The organism is Promicromonospora sp. NPDC023805, assembly GCF_040639635.1.
In the GTDB taxonomy this organism is placed as follows: Bacteria; Actinomycetota; Actinomycetes; order Actinomycetales; family Cellulomonadaceae; genus Promicromonospora.
On sequence record NZ_JBFAAH010000010.1, the window covers coordinates 135,465 to 155,254 of the forward strand.

Annotated in this window: 19 protein-coding genes and 1 riboswitch; of the genes, 12 read left to right on the plus strand and 7 right to left on the minus strand. The window is 70.6% G+C overall.

The features are described 5' to 3' along the window. The first annotated feature begins 19 nt into the window (after nt 1–19). Both AB0F70_RS12460 and AB0F70_RS12465 read left to right on the plus strand, forming a co-directional pair. Nucleotides 20–637 (plus strand): TetR family transcriptional regulator, encoded by a 618-nt coding sequence (locus AB0F70_RS12460; RefSeq protein WP_357448278.1) that lies wholly within the window; start codon nt 20–22, stop codon nt 635–637. 30 nt (nt 638–667) lie between these two features. Continuing rightward, nucleotides 668–1,540 carry an LLM class F420-dependent oxidoreductase gene (locus tag AB0F70_RS12465; protein ID WP_357448280.1) on the plus strand — a complete coding sequence of 291 codons (873 nt, stop codon included), beginning with the start codon at nt 668–670 and terminating at the stop codon, nt 1,538–1,540. A gap of 3 nt (nt 1,541–1,543) precedes the next feature. On the opposite strand, the gene AB0F70_RS12470 is transcribed toward AB0F70_RS12465, so the two are convergent. Together AB0F70_RS12470 and AB0F70_RS12475 are read right to left on the minus strand one after the other, a co-directional pair. After that, nucleotides 1,544–2,167: a DNA-3-methyladenine glycosylase I gene (locus tag AB0F70_RS12470; protein ID WP_357448365.1), complete on the minus strand. Its 624-nt coding sequence runs from the start codon at nt 2,165–2,167 to the stop codon at nt 1,544–1,546. Between the two features lie 135 nt (nt 2,168–2,302). Continuing rightward, the gene (locus tag AB0F70_RS12475) at nt 2,303–3,187 is read right to left on the minus strand and encodes a TetR/AcrR family transcriptional regulator (RefSeq protein ID WP_357448282.1); all 885 of its coding nucleotides are present in this window, start codon (nt 3,185–3,187) and stop codon (nt 2,303–2,305) included. A 130-nt stretch (nt 3,188–3,317) separates the two neighbouring features. On the opposite strand from AB0F70_RS12475, the gene AB0F70_RS12480 reads away from it, so the two are divergent. Genes AB0F70_RS12480 through rlmC form a run of 6 tightly spaced genes read left to right on the plus strand, consistent with a single transcriptional unit; the run spans nt 3,318 to nt 9,161 of the window. Further along, entirely contained in the window at nt 3,318–4,286 is a 969-nt protein-coding gene (locus tag AB0F70_RS12480; RefSeq protein WP_357448284.1) for an ATP-binding cassette domain-containing protein, read from the plus strand. Beyond that, on the plus strand, nt 4,283–5,050 hold the full coding sequence (locus tag AB0F70_RS12485) for an ABC transporter permease (protein WP_357448286.1): 768 nt from the start codon (nt 4,283–4,285) through the stop codon (nt 5,048–5,050). Before AB0F70_RS12480 ends, AB0F70_RS12485 begins: the two co-directional genes overlap by 4 nt. Nucleotides 5,051–5,096: 46 nt before the next feature. Beyond that, complete coding sequence (locus AB0F70_RS12490; RefSeq protein WP_357448288.1) at nt 5,097–5,816, plus strand: DUF2306 domain-containing protein; 720 nt, start codon at nt 5,097–5,099, stop codon at nt 5,814–5,816. Nucleotides 5,817–5,845: 29 nt separating this feature from the next. Then, nucleotides 5,846–6,466, plus strand: coding sequence for a DinB family protein (locus tag AB0F70_RS12495; RefSeq protein WP_357448290.1), 621 nt, complete (start codon nt 5,846–5,848; stop codon nt 6,464–6,466). A 33-nt stretch (nt 6,467–6,499) separates the two neighbouring features. Continuing rightward, entirely contained in the window at nt 6,500–7,867 is a 1,368-nt protein-coding gene (locus AB0F70_RS12500; protein WP_357448292.1) for a M15 family metallopeptidase, read from the plus strand. A gap of 55 nt (nt 7,868–7,922) precedes the next feature. Further along, nucleotides 7,923–9,161, plus strand: a complete 1,239-nt coding sequence (gene rlmC / locus AB0F70_RS12505; RefSeq protein WP_357448294.1) for a 23S rRNA (uracil(747)-C(5))-methyltransferase RlmC — start codon at nt 7,923–7,925, stop codon at nt 9,159–9,161. Here rlmC and AB0F70_RS12510 read toward each other — a convergent pair. From AB0F70_RS12510 to AB0F70_RS12520, 3 genes are all read right to left on the minus strand, one after another. Then, nucleotides 9,128–10,708, minus strand: a complete 1,581-nt coding sequence (locus AB0F70_RS12510; RefSeq protein WP_357448296.1) for a hypothetical protein — start codon at nt 10,706–10,708, stop codon at nt 9,128–9,130. The genes rlmC and AB0F70_RS12510 overlap by 34 nt on opposite strands. A 199-nt stretch (nt 10,709–10,907) precedes the next feature. Beyond that, nucleotides 10,908–12,344, minus strand: coding sequence for a zf-HC2 domain-containing protein (locus AB0F70_RS12515; RefSeq protein ID WP_357448298.1), 1,437 nt, complete (start codon nt 12,342–12,344; stop codon nt 10,908–10,910). A gap of 126 nt (nt 12,345–12,470) precedes the next feature. Continuing rightward, complete coding sequence (locus tag AB0F70_RS12520; RefSeq protein WP_116673088.1) at nt 12,471–12,692, minus strand: hypothetical protein; 222 nt, start codon at nt 12,690–12,692, stop codon at nt 12,471–12,473. Nucleotides 12,693–13,285: 593 nt separating this feature from the next. On the opposite strand from AB0F70_RS12520, the gene AB0F70_RS12525 reads away from it, so the two are divergent. Then, nucleotides 13,286–15,205: a class I tRNA ligase family protein gene (locus tag AB0F70_RS12525; protein WP_357448300.1), complete on the plus strand. Its 1,920-nt coding sequence runs from the start codon at nt 13,286–13,288 to the stop codon at nt 15,203–15,205. On the opposite strand, the gene AB0F70_RS12530 is transcribed toward AB0F70_RS12525, so the two are convergent. Then, nucleotides 15,202–16,050, minus strand: coding sequence for an ion transporter (locus tag AB0F70_RS12530; protein ID WP_357448302.1), 849 nt, complete (start codon nt 16,048–16,050; stop codon nt 15,202–15,204). The two genes, AB0F70_RS12525 and AB0F70_RS12530, sit on opposite strands and share 4 nt — an antisense overlap. Before the next feature lie 212 nt (nt 16,051–16,262). On the opposite strand from AB0F70_RS12530, the gene AB0F70_RS12535 reads away from it, so the two are divergent. Next, nucleotides 16,263–16,529, plus strand: coding sequence for a GlsB/YeaQ/YmgE family stress response membrane protein (locus AB0F70_RS12535; RefSeq protein ID WP_116673091.1), 267 nt, complete (start codon nt 16,263–16,265; stop codon nt 16,527–16,529). Further along, the gene (locus AB0F70_RS12540) at nt 16,526–17,458 is read left to right on the plus strand and encodes a hypothetical protein (protein WP_357448305.1); all 933 of its coding nucleotides are present in this window, start codon (nt 16,526–16,528) and stop codon (nt 17,456–17,458) included. Before AB0F70_RS12535 ends, AB0F70_RS12540 begins: the two co-directional genes overlap by 4 nt. A 145-nt stretch (nt 17,459–17,603) precedes the next feature. On the opposite strand, the gene AB0F70_RS12545 is transcribed toward AB0F70_RS12540, so the two are convergent. Continuing rightward, nucleotides 17,604–18,293 carry an NlpC/P60 family protein gene (locus AB0F70_RS12545; RefSeq protein WP_357448307.1) on the minus strand — a complete coding sequence of 230 codons (690 nt, stop codon included), beginning with the start codon at nt 18,291–18,293 and terminating at the stop codon, nt 17,604–17,606. Between the two features lie 48 nt (nt 18,294–18,341). Further along, a riboswitch (cyclic di-AMP (ydaO/yuaA leader) is annotated at nt 18,342–18,539 on the minus strand. A gap of 165 nt (nt 18,540–18,704) precedes the next feature. On the opposite strand from AB0F70_RS12545, the gene AB0F70_RS12550 reads away from it, so the two are divergent. Further along, nucleotides 18,705–19,598 carry a hypothetical protein gene (locus AB0F70_RS12550; protein WP_357448309.1) on the plus strand — a complete coding sequence of 298 codons (894 nt, stop codon included), beginning with the start codon at nt 18,705–18,707 and terminating at the stop codon, nt 19,596–19,598. Nucleotides 19,599–19,790: the final 192 nt, after the last annotated feature.

A 19,790-nucleotide genomic window follows, 5' to 3' on the forward strand; every position in this document is an offset into this window, starting at 1 on the left:
GTTCCCTACTATCGACCACATGGCCGAGGTAACCGCCGAGTACGAGGATCCGATCTCCAGCCGGAGTCGCATCATCGCGGCTGCGGTGCGCCTCACCTGTGCCGACGGCTGGTCGAAGGTGACGATGGGCCGTCTCGCGGGCGAGGCGGGCGTGAGCAGGCAGACCGTGTACAACGCGGTCGGCAGCCGGGAGGACCTGGCCGAGGCGATGGTGCTCACCGAGTCGGCGAAGTTCATCTTCACGATCGTCGAGGGCTTCGAGAACCACCCGGACGACCTGCTGGCAGCGATCCACGCGGCCGTGGAGAAGACACTGGTGCTCGCCGAGGGGAACGCGTTGCTGCGCGCGGTGGTCTCGGCGACGCACGGCGCGGACACCGAGCTGCTGCCGTTGCTCACCACCCACTCGGAGCCGCTGCTCGGCACACTCATGGTCGTGGTGCAGGACCGGGTCGACCAGTACGAGATAGACCTGGAGCCGGAGCGGATCACGGCGATCATCGATCTGGTGGTGCGGTCCGCGCTGAGCCACGTCATGCAGCCGACGGCGACACCGCGCAAGACCGCCGACTCGATCACGTGGTTCGTCGCCCGCATCCTCGGGCGTGCCGGAGAGCTGAGCAGCTCCCGCGCTTGACGTCGCGCGTCGGCGTAGGAAGATCGAGGCATGCGAATCGGCACCCACTTCATGCGTTTCGACTCGATGGAGCCCGCCCGGATGCGTACCGAGCTGGCGGACGCCGCCCGGTACGCGGACGACGGTGGCGTCACGTGGGTCTCCGTGATGGACCACTACTTCCAGATGGAGCACCAGGGTTTTCCGGCGTCTGACCCGATGCTGGAGGCGTACACGACACTGGGCTACCTCGCCGGGGTTACCGAGAAGGTGCGGCTCGGCGCGCTGGTGACCGGCGTGACGTACCGCTACCCGGGCCTGCTGGCCAAGATCGTCGCGTCGCTCGACGTGGTCTCGGGCGGCCGCGCCACGTTCGGCATCGGCGCTGCCTGGTACGACAAGGAGCACGCGGCTCTCGGTGTCCCGTTCCCGCCGCTCAAGGACCGCTTCGAGATGCTCGAGGAGACGGTCCGGATCGCGCGCCAGATGTACGACCTGGACAACGACGGACCCTTCGAGGGCAAGCACTACCAGCTCGCCGAGACGCTGTGCTCGCCGGCGCCGCTGTCGGGTCCGGAGATCATGATCGGCGGTTCCGGTGAGAAGCGGACGCTCCGGCTCGTCGCGCAGTACGCGGACGCCTGCAACCTGTTCGCCGAGACGCCCGAGCGGCTCCGCCACCTGCTGGACGTGCTGCACCGGCACTGCGACGACGTCGGCCGGGACCCCGCCGACATCCGCGTCACGATGCTGCACCGCGGTGCGCCGATCGGCCCCGGTGACACCGCGGCGTTCGTCGAGGAGATGCGTGGCTTCGCCCGGCACGGGGTGGACACCGTGATCCTGCGGCCGCCGGCGACGTCCCTCGCCGAGTGGGTCCGCGACGCCGTACTGCCGGTGGTGGAGCCGTGCGCCGAGCTGTGACTCTCAGGTAGCCGTGCCCTGCTCGGTCGCGCCGGCGCGACCGAGCACCACCGGACAGGTGGCGAGGTGGTCGTCCACCAGGCCGCAGGCCTGCATCGCCGCGTAGGCGGTGGTGGGCCCGATGAACCGGAAGCCCTCCTTCTTCATCGCCTTGCTCATGGCCTTCGACCCGGGGGTCCACGCCGGCAGGTCCGCGAAGGTCGCCGCGCGCGGGCCGTCGACCGGTTCGGGGGCGAAGGACCAGAACAGCTCGTCGAGCGTGCGGCCGGAGTCGTGCAGCGCGACGACGGCCCGGGCGTTCTCGATCGTGGCCTCGATCTTCATGCGGTTGCGGATGATGCGGGCGTCGGCGAGCAGCCGCTCGACGTCGTCCGAGCCGAATGCCGCTACCCGCTCCGGGTCGAAGCCCTCGAAGACCTCCCGGAACGCCGGACGCTTGCGCAGCACGGTGATCCAGGAGAGCCCCGACTGGAAGCCCTCCAGGGCGATGCGCTCCAGCAGGGCCGACTCGCCGTGCACGGGAACGCCCCACTCCTCGTCGTGGTAGGCCTCGTAGAGCGCGATGCCGTCGCCGAAGCACCGCGGGGCCGCGCCCGGTGCCGGTGCTGCTGCCTTGTCGTCCGTCATGGGATCACTTGTCACGGCACCACTCTGACGCACGCCACTGACGCTCCACCCGTTCCGGCCGTTCACCTGTGCACGACGTCCGAAATCCGCTGCCTGTGGTCGTGCCAGAACCGTTGCGGCGCCGGGCGGAGGGGCTCATGGCCCGTCGGGCAGAACGCCGCAACGCCGTAGGAAAGCCTCCACACCGTCGAGCACCACAGCCATGCCGAAGGCGATGTCGTCCTCGGAGTGCGCGATCAGGGAGTTGTCCGGCCAGGTCGCGAACGCCTCGAAGAGGTTCGGGTACATCGTGGGGTCGGCGTACCTGGAGAGCACGGTCTCGAAGTCGGCGTACGGGTTGGCCGCGTCGATCGCCGCGGGGTCCAGCTCGGACTCCGGGGTCCCGTCGGGCAGCCCGGACTCCCGGAGCACCTGCTGGACCGCCGCGCGCCGGGACTCGATATGGACGCGCGACTCGCCGAGGACGTGCTGCGCGAGCAGCCCGATGACCGCCAGCTTCGCGTCGGCCGGAAGGTCGATCGGGCGCAGGACTCCGAAGGCCTGGTCGATCCAGCGCACCCGGTTCGGCCCCGGCGGTGCGGCGGACAGCGGCAGCTCGAGCATCCACGGGCGGGCGATCCCCAGCTCGATCTGGGCACGCGTCCAGCGCTCGAGCCCCGCGCGCCAGCCGATGCCGGCCGGGATGTCGGGCAGCTCGGCGGCCACGGCGTCGGACATCAGGACCAGCAGCTCCTCCTTGCCGGAGACATGCCGGTACAGGGCCATGGGCGTATAGCCGACGGCGTCCGCGATCCGGGCCATCGAGACGGCGGCGAGACCCTCGGCGTCGGCCAGGACCAGTGCGGCCTGCACGATCTGCGCGGCGGACAGCGCGGGTTTGGGACCGCGCCGGCGGGGTGCCGCAGCGCCCCACAGCCGCTGCACGACGGCGGGCAGCTCGCGCGTCGCACCTGGGCCGGGCGGCTGTCCGGGCGGTACCGGCGGCTGCTCGGCGGGTTCGGGCGTGGTGTTGATGCTCATCGGATCCCATCCTGCCCTGATCGGTGGCAGGAGCCGATCCGAAACTCTCTTGACCACATACTGTTTACGCCCCACACTAAAACGCGTAGGCCATACACAGTAACTGGGAACCGCCAGGAGGAGAGAGAAGATGACAGCGATCGTGACCGCCGAGGGGCTGCACAAGTCCTTCGCCAGACGGGGCTCGGCCAGCCCGCCTGTGCTGGACGGGCTCGACCTGGAGCTCGAGGAGGGGCAGGTGCTCGCGCTGCTGGGCCCCAACGGCGCGGGCAAGACCACCACGGTCCGCATCCTGGCGACCCTGCTGCGACCCGATGCGGGCCGCGCGACGGTCGCAGGGTTCGACGTGGTCCGGGACGCGCGCCGGGTCCGCGAGGTCATCAGCCTCACGGGACAGCAGGTGGCCGTCGACGACAAGCAGTCCGGGGCCGAGAACCTCACGATGATGGGCCGCCTCGCGCATCTTCCGCGCCGGGTCGTGCGGGACCGTGTGGCGGAGCTGCTCACGGCGTTCGATCTGTCGGACGCGGCGCACCGGCAGGTCGGCACCTGGTCCGGCGGCATGCGTCGTCGGCTCGACCTGGCGGCGGGCCTGCTGACCCGGCCCCGCGTCATGTTCCTCGACGAACCCACCACGGGCCTCGACCCGAGGTCCCGGCAGGCGCTGTGGGACGTCGTCCGCGACGTGGTCGACGAAGGCACCAGCGTGTTCCTCACCACCCAGTACCTGGAGGAGGCGGACCGGCTGGCGCAGCGGGTGGCGCTCGTGGACGGCGGCCGGATCGTCGCCGACGGCACCCCCGCTCAGCTCAAGAGCCAGGTCGGCGAGGCGGGCGTCGAGCTGACGTTCGCCACCCTCTCCGACGTCGGCCGGGTAGCCCCCGCGCTCGGGGTCGCGACCGTCGACGGCATGCGGGTACGCGTGCCCACCGACGGCTCGGTCGGGCACGTGCGGGCCGTGCTCGCCGTGGTCGAGGCCACGGGAGTGGCGCCGGAGCACTGGGAGGTGCGGGTGCCCAGCCTCGACGACGTCTTCCTCGCGCTGACCGGGCACGTCGGCAAGGAGAGCCCGGCACGAGCGGCGGGGGTGGCGGCATGACGCACCTCGTGAGCGACGTCTCCACCATGGCGACGCGCAGCCTGCGCCTCGTCTCGCGGGACGTGGACGCCATGATCACCGCGGTCGTGCTGCCCGTGATCATCCTGCTGATGTTCGTGCTCGTCTTCGGCGGCGCCGTCGACATCGGCACCGACTACATCAACTACGTGACGCCGGGCGTGATCCTCCTGGCGGCCGGGTTCGGCGCGGCGAACACCGCGCTGGCCGTGGAGAGCGACATGTCGAGCGGCATGGTGGACCGGCTCAGGTCGATGCCCATGACCGCCTGGACGGTCCTGTCGGGTCACGTGGTCGCGAGCCTCGTGAAGAACCTGGCCACCACCGCCATCGTGTTCGGCGTGTCGATGGCGCTGGGCTTCCGGCCCGAGGCCTCCGTCCTGGAATGGCTCGCCGCGGTGGGCATGATCCTGCTCTTCGTCGGCTGGATCACCTGGCTCGCCGCCCTCGTGGGCGTGCTCGTCCGGTCGCCCGACGCCGCCGGTGGCTTCTCGTTCTTCGTGATGTTCCTGCCCTACGTGTCGAGCGCCTTCGTGCCGGTCGACACGCTGCCGTCCTGGCTGCGCGGCTTCGCGGAGCACCAGCCGGTGACGCCGGTGATCGAGACGGTGCGCAACCTGCTCTCGGGTGGCGTCGCGGCGACCGCGGACCCTACGGGCGTCGCGATGCTCGCCGTCGGCTGGTGCCTGGGGCTCGGCCTGCTCTTCGCGGTCGCCGCCGGCCTGGCGTTCCGTGCCCGGCACTGACCTGGCGTACGTCCAGACCTTCCGACCTGACGAAAGCAGGTAAATCATGGCAACCGACACGACGACCGCGCCGGCTCCGGCCCGCTCGCCCCGGCCGGTCCGCTGGTGGCGCCGCCCCTGGATCGCACCGCTGGCGATCATCACGGCGATCTTCCTCGCGACTGCCCTGCCGCGTTACGTGGGCCTGGACCCGGCACAGTCCCTCGTCCCGACGGATCGAGGCCCCGCGTTCTACCCGGCGCTCGTGACCCATATCTTCACGGGATCGATCATGCTGAGCGCCGCCGTGCTGCAGCTCTGGCCGTGGCTGCGCGCGCACCACCCGCGCGTGCACCGCTGGAGCGGCCGGGTCTACGTCGCCTCCGCGATCCCGACCGCCGTCGCGGCGCTCGTCGTCGCACAGTTCCCGAGCTCCGGCGTGGCGCAGCAGGTGGCGAACACGCTCATGGGCACCCTGCTCCTGACGTTCACGCTGCTCGGTTACCGCGCGGTACGACAGCGGCGCTTCGCCGACCACAGGGAGTGGATGGTCCGGAGCACGGCGCTGGCGTTCTCGATAGTGACCAACAGGTTCTGGTCCACCTTTCTCATCGCCGTCTACGTCCCGGGTGCGCTGACCGACCCAAATATCGGGTTCGACTCGCCCGAGATCGAGGGGGCCGCGATCGCGTCGGCCTGGATGTCGTTCATCGTGAATCTTCTGTTTGCCGAGTGGTGGCTGCACCGCAAGCCGAAGAACCGGCCCGGGGCGCAAAGGGCTCGTTGAATGTCGGTGCCCGGGGACACACTGTCCCCATGGCACAGACGACTGACAGCGCGACCGGCTCGGGTGAGCTGGAGCAGAAGCAGATCCTGAAGAAGTACCTCGACGATTCCCGTGAGGCCCTCCTGTGGAAGCTGGAGGGCCTCACCGAGAAGCAGGCCCGCTGGCCCCTGGTGCCCTCCGGCAACAACCTCCTGGGCATCGTGAAGCACTGTGCCAACGTCGAGATCGGCTACTTCGGGCAGTGCCTCGGGCGCGAGTGGCCGACCCCTGACGAGATCGTCCCCGACGCGGTGTTCGACGAGGACCCGCAGGCGGACTGGTACGCGACGGCGGACGAGTCGATCGCCTCGATCACCGACCTCTACCGGCGGGCCTGGGCGTTCACCAACGAGGCCATCGACACGCTCCCGCTCGACACGGTAGGGCGCGTGCCCTGGTGGCGGTCCGGCGAGGTCACGCTGTTCCGCCTCGTCGTACACATGACCGACGAGACCGCCCGGCACGCCGGCCACGCCGACATCCTGCGCGAGCTGACCGACCATGGCGTGGGGCTGCGGGACGGCAACACCAACATCCCCGACTGGAAGGCCGGAGAGCTCGCCGTCTACATCGACAAGCTCAAGAACCTCGCGGAGCGCGCGGGTAACTAGCGTCTTGGCCGCAGATTCGCCAAACTTCGGGCCATGCCCCTCAACGCGGAGCCGCCCGCACCCGTCGGACCGCCACTCGACCCCACCGCCGTCGCGTCGAACCCGCCGCAGGGCACGACCGCCGAGGCACCGGACGAGGCGCAGCACCGAGGCATGACGCCCGCCAGGGACCGTGCCCCGTCGGACGGCGGGTCGATGCGACCGCTCGTGGTCTTCCTGGTCGCAGCGGCGGTCGCACTGGTGGGCAGCATCGTGTTCGCGCTCGTCCACGTCGGCAACGAGCGCGAGCGGGCGCAGCTGGCCGACGCGCGCGCCGACGTCGTGCAAGCAGTCGACGAGGGGCGCACGGCCCAGGAAGGCCTGGCCCAGCAGATCGCGACGGCGGAACAGGTCCTCGCCGCCTCCAACGGCAAGGTGGTCGACGCCGCCGTCCGCGTCGACCTGGTCGGCCACATCACGGCAGCCAAGGAGCTTGGCGCGATGCAGCCGCCGGCCGTGCCCGAGCCGGGCTCCGGAGCGCTCGACTCGACCGCGGACATCGACGCCCTGGAGGCCGAGGCGACCGAGTGGGCGATGACCATGCGCACCACGGCGACCACTCTTGTCGCGGCCACCGGGGACGTACAGGCGTCGAACCGGCAGTGGCAGCAGGACCGCAAGGACGCCAAGGCCAAGGCCACCGCGGCGGCGGAACGCACGAAGAACGCTGCCGCCCAGCTGAAGACGGCGAAGGCCACGCTGACGACGGTCACCGCACAGCTCAAGATCTCGGTGCGCGACGCCGCGTACACCCTCAACTGGACCGCCGAAGCGGGCGCACCAGCCGCCGTCCGCAAGATCCTCGCCACCCATCGCGCCGAGGGCCAGGCGGCGCTCGCGGCCGGGACGAACCAGAACGACCTGCGCTCCGTCCAGGCGGTCGTCCAGCGGCGCGAGGCAGCACGGGTCGCGATCGAGGCGACGGCGTGGGATGCGCGCGCGACGGTCGCCGACGGCTCGAACGGTCGGCTCGACGTCGACAAGCTGTGCAAGGTCGGGGTTGGACCAGAGGGGCAGGACCAGTACCTGCGCTGCGACGCGGCCGAGGCCTGGAAGAAGCTCGGCGCTCGGTTCAAGGCGGAGTTCGGCAAGCCGCTGCGTGTGGTGTACGGCTACCGGCCCTACGACTGGCAGCTCCAGGCGCTCGACGAGTTCGGCAGCGGACAGGTGGCGGCGCCGGGAACCTCGAACCACGGTTTGGCGCTGGCGGCAGACGTGCCGGTGGACGACGGCTTCCGCTTCGGCCAGCCCGAGTACGCGTGGCTCGCCGCCAACGGGCCCAAGGCCGGGTGGCACCACCCCGAGTGGGCGCGCCAGGGCGGTGGCCGCGAGGAACCGTGGCACTTCGAGTACCAGGGCTGACCGGTAGGCGTCCTCGCTGATCAGGGCGTTTGCGTACGGGTTGGATAATGGAACTGTGCAGTGCCACCACTACGACGCCGGCCGCTGCCACTCCTGCACCCTCCTGGAGATCGACTACCCCACCCAGGTGCTCGACAAGGAGCGGCATGTCGCCGCGCTCCTCGCCCCGGTCTCGACGGGCTCGTCCACAGATCCATCCACAGACCTGTCCACAGGCCTGTCCACAGACTTTTCCACAGGTTCGGAACTGACCTGGCTGCCTCCCGTCAGCAGCGCGGAGTCGGCATTCCGGAACAAGGCGAAGATGGTGGTGAGCGGCACCGTGGCGGAGCCCGTCCTTGGCATCCTCGACCGGGCCGGCCACGGCGTCGACCTCACGGACTGCGGGCTGTACCCGGACGCCCTGCATGCCTCCTTCGCTCCACTTGCCGCCTTCGTCACGCGTGCCAACCTCGAGCCGTACCAGGTCTCGGGCGTCGGCAAGCGCGCGCAGCAGCGCGGCGAGCTCAAGTACCTGTTGGTGACCCTGTCGCCCGACGGCGAGCTCATGGTCCGGTTCGTGCTGCGCTCCCAGGAGTCCATCGCGCGGATCCGCAAGCACCTCGCCTCGCTGCAGGCGGAGCTTCCGGCCTTGGCCGTGGCCTCGGCGAACATCCAGCCGGCGCATGCCGCGGTCCTGGAGGGTGACCTCGAGATCCCGCTCACCGAGCGCACCACCCTCCCGATGCGCATCGACGACATCACGCTCGATCTACGCCCGCAGAGCTTCTTCCAGACCAACACCGCGGTCGCGACCGAGCTCTACCGGCAGGCCAGCGCCTGGGTCTCCGAGGTCGGCCCGAGCAGTCTCTGGGACCTCTACTGCGGTGTGGGCGGCTTCGCGCTGCACTGCGCCGCGCCGGGGCGCGCTGTCACGGGTATCGAGATCAGCGCGGAGGCGGTGGCCGCGGCGTCGGGCACGGCGGAGAAGCTGCGCGACGGCGCGGGGGCGGCGCGCTTCCGTGACGTCACGTTCGCCGCGGGTGATGCGACGGCGTTCGCGATCGGGCCGGACGCCCCCGAGCTGCCAGAGATGGTGATCGTCAACCCGCCGCGGCGAGGCATCGGTGCGGACCTGGCGCAGTGGTTGGAGACCTCGGGGATCGAGCACGTCCTGTACTCGAGCTGCAACGCGACGACGCTCGCCAAGGACCTCGCCGCGATGCCGTCGCTCCGGCCGGTGCGGGCGCGCCTGCTCGACATGTTCCCGCAGACCTCGCACTACGAGGTGCTCGTGCTCCTGGAACGGGTGTGATCGGCCGGCTCTGACCGGTGATCTCGCGCCACGGCCCACTCGATGCCCGGCTCGTGCGCGTCCCACAGCTGGTACGGGATAGCTGCTCCCCGGTTCGTCCGGGTGTCGGCGGCGGCTGATCCGTAGTCGGACGCCGAGCCTGATGCGTCGGATGACGCGTCGTTCTTCTTGGCCTGGCCCGGCGGGACCTTGTCCTTCTTGGCCTGGCCGGGCGGGGTCTTGTCTTTTGTCTGGCCGGGCGGGGTCTTGTCTTTTGTCTGGCCGGGCGGGGTCTTGTCCTTCGCCTGGCCGGGCGGGACCTTGTCCTTCTTGGCCTGGCCCGGCGGGACCCCGCCCTTCTTCGCGAGGCCGGGCGGCGTCTTGTCGTTCCCGGTCCCGCTCGATGGGGTGGCGGTACCCGGCGTGCTGGGGCTGCTCGAGCCGTCGGGGTCTTCGGCCTGGCCGGGCGGTACGTCGTCCTGCTTCCCGAGGCCCGGCGGTAGCTCGGTCTTCTTCGTGAGGCCTGGCGGTAGGCCGCCCTCCGCCAGGTCCGGCGTGACCGAACGGGTCGGCTCGGGGAGGTTCGTCGGGTCCGCCGCCCGGGAGGTCGGCGTCGCGCCCCGAACCGCCGTCCTCGGACTGTCTGACGTCGAGACGGAGACGGTCCCGGTCTCGAAGAAACCAGGCGTGGCCCCGCCGCCGGTCACCCCTGTCGTGACGGCAGTGGTGAGGAAGAGCCCGCCGACCACGGTCGCCGTCAGGCTCACGGGATCCGTCAGCGCGCTGCGGACGATCAGGACCACGCGGGTGCCGACGGCGGCGAGCCCGCCGCCCAGCCCGGCACCGGTCACTCCCGCGGTCGCTAACGCCGTGCCCGTCTCCGCCGCGGTTGCTGCGCCGAGCAGGAGGACGGGCGCTGCGGCGCGCAGCATCCAGTACGACTCCCTCACGTCGACGAAGGCCCTCGTACAGCCAGAGCACTGGACCATGTGGTCCTCGACCTTCTGCCGACGGCCCGGCAGGAGACGGTTCCGCACGAAGTCGTGCATAGAGGCTCTGGTGGACTCGCACTCGGCGTTGTCCGCCGCGCCGGTGTGCGTCTCGGCGAAGCTGCTCGCGAGCCGGTTCTCGGCACGACGGAGGCGGCGCTTGGCGGCGTAGGGCAGCACGCCTATCTCGTCGGCTATCGCGGCGACCGGACGGGACCCCACGTGGTGGTCCCACAGGAGCTGTTGATCACCGGCGGGCAGCCGCTCCATCGCCGTGGTCAGTACCTCGAAGTCCAGGGCGCGGCGGACCGGTGCGCTGAGGGCTTCCGCACGCGAGGTGTGCTCGTCCGGCGAGGGGTCCTCGTGCGCCATCTCCTGCGCCGCGTCCACGGCAGCGGCGCTCCAGAAGGCGACGGGGTCGGAGATGCCGCCCTGCCTCATGAGCTCTACACACAGCAGCTCGAGCCCGCGGCTCGCCGCCAGCTCAGGATCGATACCGGGTACACGTCGCGAGACCGTGAAGACGACAGCACGACGGTGCGCTGCCCACTGGCTGAGGTCCGCGCTGGTGACCGTCACGCCGACTCCCTCCCGCACACGACAGCGCGCCGCGTGCCATCACGTTCCACGAAACCTCGGTCGTGCATGTTCGCAAAGAACGCACGCGCATGGAAGGTGCGGACGGCGTCGGCCGTCGATCTTGGGCTGTCGCCCAGCAATGCTGTGCGTTCGCACAGCGCTGAGGGGATGCGGGCCACGTATGAGGCCCGCATCGCCATCAGTTCCCTACCGCTGACTGAGCGTCGTCGACGGCCTGTCCGGCGTTTCCGGTGATCGTGCCGAAGAACAGCGCCCAGATCTCGTCCAGCGTGGTCGTGGCAAGGTCGATGCCGGGCAGGTCGGAGAGGCCCAGGCTGAGGAGCAGAGCATCCACCGCCGCGCCGGGGCCGGCGGTCACTGGCGGGTCCGGGGGGTCTGGCGGGTCCGGCGGATCCGGAGGGTCGGGCGGGTCCGTGGGCTCGGGCGGGTTCGGCGGTTCGGTGGGCTCCGGCTCGGGCTGGGTCGGAGGCTTCACCGGGTCGGGCCGGTCCGTGCCGCCGCCCGGCGCCGGTTCGGGTGCCACCGGGTTGTCCACAGGCTGGGGATCGGCAACCTGCTGCTCCGGTACAGGGGCTGCGTCCTCCTTGGGTGTGGTGGCCGGGCGCGGCTGCGGGTCGGCGGGCGGGATCGACGGCGGCCGCTCCTGCGTGGGTGCCTCAGGAGAGCTCGGCGCACCACCGCCACCACCGCCACCCGCACCGCCGCCACCCGCGGCGGCTCCGGCATCCTGGATCGCCTGGATCGGCGGCTTGTCGGCCTGGTTGGCGATCAGCGCCGCTGCGCCGCCGGTGATCGCCAGCGCGGCCAGGACTCCGGCGGCGACGGCGGTCTCCTTCTTGCCGAACGAGCGCGGGCGCACGCTACTGGCACCGACCGCACCGGCACCGGCGCCGACGACCGCGCCGCCGACCCAGCCGGCGGCGATGAGGTGCTGTCCGAGGTCGCGGAGCATCCAGGACACTTCACGGACGTCGATGAAGGCGCGGGTGCATTCGCCGCAGCCGTCCATGTGGACCTCCAGGCGCCGTTGCCGGCGGGGGAGGAGGCGTCCCTTGAGGTAGTCGTGCATGGCGGCGCGGGTGGTGCGGCATTCGGGTTCGTTGACGCCCTGTGCATGGGCTGCGGCGAAGGCGCCGGCGAGGCGTTCTTCGGCGCGGCGCAGTCGCATGGTGACGGCGTGGGGCCGCACGCCGAGGTTGGTGGCGATGTCGGTGACGGCCCGGTCGTGGACGTGACGTTCGAGCAGGATCTGCCGGTCGTCGTCGGCCAGGTCGGACAGTGCGGTGCGCAGCATGGAGACGTCGGCGTGGCGTTCGGCGTCGAGCTCTGCTCCGGCGACCGGGGGTGTGAGGCGGTCGAGGGTGTCGTCCTCGACCGCGTGGGCACGGCCGGCCTCGCGGGTCATCGAAATTGCTTCGTTGACCGCTGCGCGTCGCCAGTACGGGGCGGGGTCGTCGATGGTGGCGCCGGTGGACACGATCCGGACCATTTTTTCCAGGGCCCGGCTGGCGGCTTCCTCGGCGTCGATGCCAGGAACGCGTGCGGAAACCGAGCGTACGACGTTGGGGCGATGCACCACCCAGTCGTCAATCCGCAGGTCACCAGTCGTGGTCACGCGGTCTTGCCCCCCTCTGCGCATAGTGTCCGGATTTGCTGCGCTGGCCAATGATCGCACCACAACTCTGTTTCCGCGCAAGTGTTCGGGCTCTTCGGCTGCAGGCTCTGTCCGGTTCATCGGTGCTCACCTCCGGTTGGTCGCGAACGTGGTCGATACGACGTCGAGGCCCTGCGGCCCCGACGTCGCGTGGATGACCGCCAGCGCGACCTCACAGGTCGCGGCGATCAGGTCGCTCGCCCCCCACGCGTCCGCGAGACGGTAGAGGTTGACGGCATCGCCCTCCGCATATGCACGCAGGTATTGGGCGCCCAGGCGAACGAGTTCGGGGTGCTCGGTGTGTTCCATGCAGCCCAGACGCTCGAGGCGCGGGAATGTCACAGCACTTCGGGGATTTTTCTTCGATTTCTCCCGAGAAATCCGTTTCGGCCCTCTCCGGGGTCGAATCGGGCGCCGAACCGGCAGCCCGCGCGCCGCGTATCGCCGTCCGGCAGGGCCTGTGATCCAGGCCACATGCCACTGCACCCCGAAGTGCTGTGACTTCCGGGGCGCGCGCGCGTCTTAGCTGTGACGCGGACGAAGTTCGGACCTCGCTGGGGGCGGGCCGAGCTAAGCGCGTCGGACGGGGCCATGGTTCGGAGTGCACCCCTCGCGCACCGAACCATGGCTCTCGCCCAACGGCGCGAGCGCCGGCTCGGACCTCGCTGGCGGCGGACCGACCCGGCGCTCGTGCCCTGGGTGACCAGGAGCGGCGTCTGCCCGAAGTTTCCTTTACCCGGCTCGACGGGTGCACATATCGTTGCCGCATGCGCAACGCACGCTCGCTGCTTACATAGCCGCACCGGACCAGCCCCCGATCGGGCACACCCGGTGCGGCCGCCCCTCCTTGTGAGGGGCTTCTTCGTGCCCGGACCCGATCGACGCACCGGAGAGCGACAGCGATGAGCGCGACATACCCCACCCCCCGACCGGCCGACGAGGGCTCGGCGCAGGACCGCCTGTTCGAGGCGTCCGACGACGACGCCCGCCCTCGCCGGTACCTGCTGACGATGTTCCCGTACCCCTCGGGCGACCTGCACATGGGCCACGCAGAGGTGTTCGCGATCACGGACGTCGTGGCGCGGTACTGGCGGGCCAAGGGCTTCGACGTGCTCAACCCCGTCGGCTGGGACTCGTTCGGCCTGCCTGCCGAGAACGCGGCGATCCGCCGTGGCGAGCACCCGGCCGCGTACACGGAGGCGAACATCGCCACCCAGGCGGCGTCGATCCGGCGCTACGGCGTCTCGTTCGACTGGTCACGGCGCCTGCACACCCATGAGCCGGAGTACTACCGCTGGACCCAGTGGTTGTTCGCCCGGCTGTACGAGCGCGGGCTGGCCTACCGAGCCGCGGCTGAGGTGAACTGGTGCCCGCAGGACCGCACGGTGCTGGCCAACGAGCAGGTGGTCGACGGCGCGTGCGAGCGGTGCGGCACCGCCGTCGTCGCACGCAGCCTGACGCAGTGGTTCTTCCGGATCACGGCGTACGCGGACCGCCTGCTGGACGACATGGAGCTGCTGGAGCCGGGCTGGCCGCCGCACGTGCTGACCATGCAGCGCAACTGGATCGGCCGGCAGGACGGTCCGGACGGCCCGACCTACCGCCTGCACGACTGGCTGGTGTCCCGGCAGCGCTACTGGGGCGCGCCCATCCCCGTGGTGCACTGCCCGGAGTGCGGTGAGGTGGTCGTGCCCGACGACCAGCTGCCCGTCGAGCTGCCGCACCTGGAGGGCGACCAGCTGGTCTCCGGTGACGTCTCACCTCTTGCCGGAGCGCGCGACTGGGTGCGGACGACGTGCCCGCGGTGCGGCGGCCCGGCCGAACGGGACACCGACACCATGGACACGTTCGTGGACTCGTCCTGGTACTTCCTGCGCTACCTGTCCCCGGGTTACGACGGCGGCCCGTTCCGCCCGGAGGACGCCGCGCGCTGGATGCCCGCCGCCCTGTACGTGGGCGGGGTGGAGCACGCGACGATGCACCTGCTGTACGCGCGGTTCGTCACCAAGGTGCTGTACGACATGGGCCTGGTGCCCTCACCCGAGCCGTACGCGCGCCTGATGAACCAGGGCCAGGTGGTCAACCACGGCAAGGCGATGAGCAAGTCGCTGGGCAACGGCGTGGACCTGGCGGCGGAGCTGGACCGGCACGGCGTGGACGCCGTCCGCCTGGCGATGCTGTTCTCGGGTCCGCCGGAGGACGACGTCGACTGGGCGGACGTCTCGCCGGAGGCGATGCGGAAGTTCCTGGCCCGGGTGCTGCGCCTGGACGATCGTCGGCCGAGCTCGTCGAGACCCGGACAAGGTCGACCAGCGGAGGGCCTGCGCAGGGCGGTGCATCGCACGGTGCACGACGTCGACGGGCTGGTCGAGGCAGGGCGGTTCAACGTGGCGATCGCCCGGCTGATGGAGCTGGTGGGCGAGGTGCGGCGGGCGGCGTCGGACGGCGGGGCGGGTGAGCGCGCGGAGACCTCTCCTGACGAGACCTACCGCGAGGCCGTCGAGGCAGTGGCCGTGCTGCTCGGCCTGTTCGCCCCGCAGACCGCCCAGGAGCTGTGGGAACGGCTGGGGCACACGACGCCGGTCGCGGCCCAGCCGTGGCCGACGGTCGATCCGGCGCTGCTGGTGACGACCGAGGTGGAGGCGGTGGTCCAGGTGGACGGCAAGGTGCGCGACCGGCTGCCGGTGTCCGCCGACGTCGCGGCGGCCGAGCTGGAGCGGGCCGCCCTGGCCCGGCCGGCCGTCGCCCGGGCGGTGGGTGACCGGACGGTGCGGCGGGTAGTCGTGCGGCCGCCGCACCTGGTCAACGTGGTGCTGGCCTAGGCGGTGCCGCCCTCGTCGAGCTTCGCGCGCAGCGAGCGGAGCTCGGCGAGGATCTCGCGGTTCTGGGCGGCGAGGTTGTCGAGCCGCTCGTCCTTCTGCTGGTCGTCCTTGCGCTCCTCCTCGGAGATCTCCTCCATGCCGTTGACGATGACGGCGATGAACAGGTTCAGCACCGCGAAGCCGACCACCAGGATGTAGACCACGAAGAAGATCCACGCCCAGGGATGGACCTCCATCACCGCGCGGGCGATCTCGGGCCAGGCCTCGCCCGTCATGGCCTGGAAGAGGGTGAACAGCGAGGTCCCCAGGTGCCCGAAGTACTCGGGTGCTGCGTCGGCGAACAGGCCAGTCGCGATGACCGCTGACACGTAGATGACCAGGACCAGTAGCGCGCCCACGGCGCCCATGCCCGGCACGGCACGCAGCAGTCCGTCGACGACGCGGCGCAGTGACGGCACCACGGTGATCACGCGCAGCACGCGGAGCACACGCAGGGCGCGCAGTGCGGAGAGGGACTCGCTGGCCGGGAGCGGGAGTACCGCGATGCCGACGACGGCGAGGTCGAACAGGTTCCACGGGTCGCGGAAGAACGCGCGACCATGGGCGACTATCCGCAGGAGCAGCTCGACCACGAAGAAGCCGAGCATGACCCGGTCGATCTCCATCAGGATTGTGTGCGCAGCCCCGCTCACCATGGTCTCCGCGCCCAGGATCAGGGCATTCGCCAGGATCACCACAAGGACGAGGTTGACGAACCACCTCTGGTCGAGGAACGCGCGGAGCCGCCCCCGCCAGGTGCGCGGTTCGATCCGTGGTTCGGCAGGTGTGCCGATCACCTGGTTCATGCGGTCTCCCTTGCTGTCACGTGCCCGGAGTCCTTGCCCCGGTCCTGCCTCAGGCCCTTGCCCGGCCGAACTGTAGCGCGGGCGTTTGCCAAGGGGTTCCGCTGGGCGCAATGTCCCAATTTGGGAGTGATTCGGCGGGTCCGGTGGCAAGTCGGCCCGATCAGTGCTGAGGTAGTCGCAAGCAAGCCACACCACTCTGGAGGAAACACATCATGGGTTTCTTTGCGTTTCTCATCCTCGGGCTGATCGCCGGCGTGATCGCCCGTATCGTCATCCCGGGCAAGCAGCCGGGTGGCTTCTGGCTCACGCTGCTCCTCGGTGTGCTCGGCGCCATGCTCGGTGGCTGGCTCGGCGGGCTCATCTTCAACGTCAGCCTCGACGAGTTCTGGTCCTGGGAGAGCTGGCTCTTCTCGGTGATCGGCGCGATCATCGTGATCCTGATCGTCCAGGCGATCTTCGGCCGCCGCAAGACCGCTTGATCGCAGCACGCCGCGGCCGCGCCGCCATCCTCGTCCTTCTGACGTCGGTGGTCGGTGCGGCCGCGGTCGCGTGTACGGGCGGCGGAGCGCCGTCGTCCGCGCAGGGCCCGGTGCCCGACGACGTCGCCGCCCACCTCGGCGTCGAGGTGGCGCAGGGCCGTGAGCAGTACGCCAAGCGGGAGATCCGGCTCGAGGTCACCAACGGCTCCGACGAGACGATGACTCTTCTCTCCGGGGCCCTGCGGTCCGAGCAGTTCGGGCCGTCACACCCCACCAAGGAGGGGCGCACCCTCGTGCTGCGGCCCGGGGCCACGCGCGCCGTCTTCCTGGGGCTCGGCGAGGCGAGGTGCGCAGACCTGGCGGCGGCGGAGGGGGGCGCCGCGCCGTCCGCCACGATCACGCTCGCCCTCGGCGAGGGCGACGACCTGGGCCCGGCAACGGACGTCCCCGTCGACGAGGTGGGCGATCCCATAGGACATCTCGCCCGGAACCATGCGGCGGACTGCTCGGCAGCGGCCGTAGCGGCCGGCGCCGACCTCACCGTCGACCCCGAGGTCCCCGTCGAGACCCGCGACGGGGAGCTGACCGCCCTGGTCACGCTGCGGATCGAGCCGGTCGACGGCGGCCCGGAGGTCACCGTCGACCGGATCGCCGGGACGACCCTGATGAGCAACGCGGACCCGGGTGGCGACGCTTCCGGCTGGGTAGGCCGGGACCTGGCGGGACAAGGGACCGGCGAGGTGGTCCTGGCCGTGGTGCCCGCCCGCTGCGACGTCCATGCGGTGGCCGAGGACAAGCGGGGCACGTTCCTGCCCGTGTCCGCGCGCGTCGGCGGCGTCCGGCAGGAGCCCGTCCACGTGCCGATGCCCGACTCCGCGCGCTCCGACTTCTACTCCTTCGTCGCGGACTACTGCGACTGGCCGGAGTGAGCGACCCCGGACACGCGAGAGGCGCCGCCTCCGGCGTCGGGCGGAAACCCGGCGCGGAGGCGACGCCTCGCGATGTACTGCGGTCGATGTACTGCGGTAGCTCAGGCTCTATCCGCGTCGTCCGAGCCTGCGGTTCCGCTCCGGCTCAGACGACGCGGATGAACGTCGGGCTGTTCTGCCACATCTCGGTGTAGCGCACCGGCATACCGGCGGCCCACGCCTCGATGATCATGCCGTCGCCCGCGTACAGGGCCACGTGGCCGGGCGTCCAGACGATGTCGCCGGGCTCCGGGTAGGTGACCTGGTAGCCGGAGCTGAGCAGCGCGCTCGAGGAGTGCGGCAGGCTCACGCCGAGCTGCGCGTACGTGTACTGGACGAGGCCGGAGCAGTCCATGCCCTCGGCCGGCGACGCCCCACCGAGCACGTACGTGATGCCGAGGTAGTTGAAAGCGAGGTTGATGGCCTGCTCGCCGAGCGGGACCGGGTCCGGCGCGTCGACCGAGACGACGGCGGGGCCGTCGCCCTTCTTGCCGTCGGCGGCTGACGAGGTGCCCAGCGCTTCCATCTCGATCGGCATCTTCGCGTCGGACGGGACGGTGACGGTCGGGGCGGCGGCAACAGCCTGCTTGGCCACCGCGGTGAGGGAGTGCAGGTCGACCGTGTTCAGCTTGGCGGACTTCACGTCGGTCTTCAGGTCCATGGCGGGGGCCGCGTGGGCCGTCGTCGCGATGGTCGAGATCAGGACGCCACCGGCTGCTGCGGCGATGGCTCCTCGGCGGGCTACGGTGCCTGCGTTCTCTGTGGCGGTACGAGCGAGGATGCTCAGCGGTGTCATGGCCGGCCGGCTGTCACGATGCCGTCCGCGAAGGGAGTTCGTCACCTTAAATGTCTCCTGTACCGCCTGCGAGGTCAGCTGTCGGGTTCGGGTAGGAGTACACACCCGGCCGCACGGCTACTGGGGGGTTCCGTCCGGCTTCACCCCGAGGGCGACGATGGTGCTGTCGTCCGGGAAGGTGGGTCCCCCGCTCCTGTCTCGAACGTCTGGTCATGAACCGGTGACAGGATTCGGCGTCCGGTTCACGGTCCCACCGATGTGGTGGGGCAGAAGTCAAAGTACACACGTTCCCCAGAAAAGTCACGATCGGGTTACGCATTCCGGTCTCACCCGCAGAAGGCGCAGATTTGCGCCGTTCCGGTCTTCATGGGCTATGACCGACATCACACACATCGGCTACCGTTCGGCGGCATGGGTGAAAGCGCATATCGCGTCTCCGCCTGGTGGGTGCTTCCCATCAGTGCCGTCGTCTGGTGGGTGGGTGGGTTTCTGCCCTGGCTCCTGCAGGCGTTGTACGAGGTCATAGGCCTTACCGAGGCCTCGGCAGTGCGCTCTGCCGAATTCCTGCCCATACCGTTCACCACCGACGACGCGGTGGTCGGCCTGGTCATCATGGCTCTGATCGGCGGCCTCCTCGGCGGTCTCACGGCGGGTATCGCGGCCTCGGCGAGGGCTGGCGCGGCTGCCGCGACGACGGGCACCTTGCTCGCCATGTCCGCGGCGGGCGGCGCCTCGTGCCTGCTCGCGCTCCGCGGCAGTGCTCCCGGTGACGCCGCGCCGCTCGGGATGCTGGTCGTCACCGTCGCTGCCGGGGTCGTAGGGCTGGCGGCCGGCCTCCTGACGGCCCTGGGCCCGGCTGCCCTGCGCGGGCCCGCCCTGGCCCTGCCTGTTGTGCTCCTGGACGGCTGGTTGTGGGGTCTGGTGCCGGGCAACCTGGTGTCTCCCACGGGCACGTGGTGGACCTTCGCGGTGGCGCTCGGTATCGCGTTCGGCCTGGCGGTGGACAGCCGGCCGATCGAGCTTCTCGGCTGGCTGCCGACCGCGGGCATCGTGTGGGTGCTGCAGGCGGCCGGACCGGCCCTCCTGGCCGTGCAGGAGAACATCTGGCCGGGATCCGCGCTCACGGAGAACCCGCTGTCCGCGGCGGCGATCGTGGGGCACGAGCTCGCCTCGGCGGCCATGGTGCCCGACAGGCACCAGCTGGGCGCCTGGGTGGTCGCCCTGTTGCTCGGTGCGGCGATCGCAGCGCTCCGGCTCGCCCGGGAAGCGGGGGACGAGGGCGAGCTCTCCGAGGCGTTGGCCTGAGGCGTCAGCTCGCGCCCCTGCTGATTGCGATCATGTAAATTTCACCCGCCGCGCGTCGTCGGCCCTGTTCCACGCTTGTCCGGTCCTCATAGGTTTGTCCCAGTTCGGGGGTATCCGGCCCACGAGCGGACAATGGGGGCATACATGAACAGGAAACCGTTCGTCGGCGTCGCCACCTCCGCGGCGCTCGCC

Excerpts from the sequence above, each read along its gene's own strand:
- AB0F70_RS12460 (WP_357448278.1), top strand. The coding sequence starts at position 20 with ATGGCCGAGGTAACCGCCGAGTACGAGGATCCGATCTCCAGCCGGAGT.
- AB0F70_RS12465 (WP_357448280.1), top strand. The coding sequence starts at position 668 with ATGCGAATCGGCACCCACTTCATGCGTTTCGACTCGATGGAGCCCGCC.
- AB0F70_RS12470 (WP_357448365.1), bottom strand. The coding sequence starts at position 2,167 with ATGACGGACGACAAGGCAGCAGCACCGGCACCGGGCGCGGCCCCGCGG.
- AB0F70_RS12475 (WP_357448282.1), bottom strand. The coding sequence starts at position 3,187 with ATGAGCATCAACACCACGCCCGAACCCGCCGAGCAGCCGCCGGTACCG.
- AB0F70_RS12480 (WP_357448284.1), top strand. The coding sequence starts at position 3,318 with ATGACAGCGATCGTGACCGCCGAGGGGCTGCACAAGTCCTTCGCCAGA.
- AB0F70_RS12485 (WP_357448286.1), top strand. The coding sequence starts at position 4,283 with ATGACGCACCTCGTGAGCGACGTCTCCACCATGGCGACGCGCAGCCTG.
- AB0F70_RS12490 (WP_357448288.1), top strand. The coding sequence starts at position 5,097 with ATGGCAACCGACACGACGACCGCGCCGGCTCCGGCCCGCTCGCCCCGG.
- AB0F70_RS12495 (WP_357448290.1), top strand. The coding sequence starts at position 5,846 with ATGGCACAGACGACTGACAGCGCGACCGGCTCGGGTGAGCTGGAGCAG.
- AB0F70_RS12500 (WP_357448292.1), top strand. The coding sequence starts at position 6,500 with ATGCCCCTCAACGCGGAGCCGCCCGCACCCGTCGGACCGCCACTCGAC.
- AB0F70_RS12520 (WP_116673088.1), bottom strand. The coding sequence starts at position 12,692 with ATGGAACACACCGAGCACCCCGAACTCGTTCGCCTGGGCGCCCAATAC.
- AB0F70_RS12525 (WP_357448300.1), top strand. The coding sequence starts at position 13,286 with ATGAGCGCGACATACCCCACCCCCCGACCGGCCGACGAGGGCTCGGCG.
- AB0F70_RS12530 (WP_357448302.1), bottom strand. The coding sequence starts at position 16,050 with ATGAACCAGGTGATCGGCACACCTGCCGAACCACGGATCGAACCGCGC.
- AB0F70_RS12535 (WP_116673091.1), top strand. The coding sequence starts at position 16,263 with ATGGGTTTCTTTGCGTTTCTCATCCTCGGGCTGATCGCCGGCGTGATC.
- AB0F70_RS12545 (WP_357448307.1), bottom strand. The coding sequence starts at position 18,293 with ATGACACCGCTGAGCATCCTCGCTCGTACCGCCACAGAGAACGCAGGC.
- AB0F70_RS12550 (WP_357448309.1), top strand. The coding sequence starts at position 18,705 with ATGGGTGAAAGCGCATATCGCGTCTCCGCCTGGTGGGTGCTTCCCATC.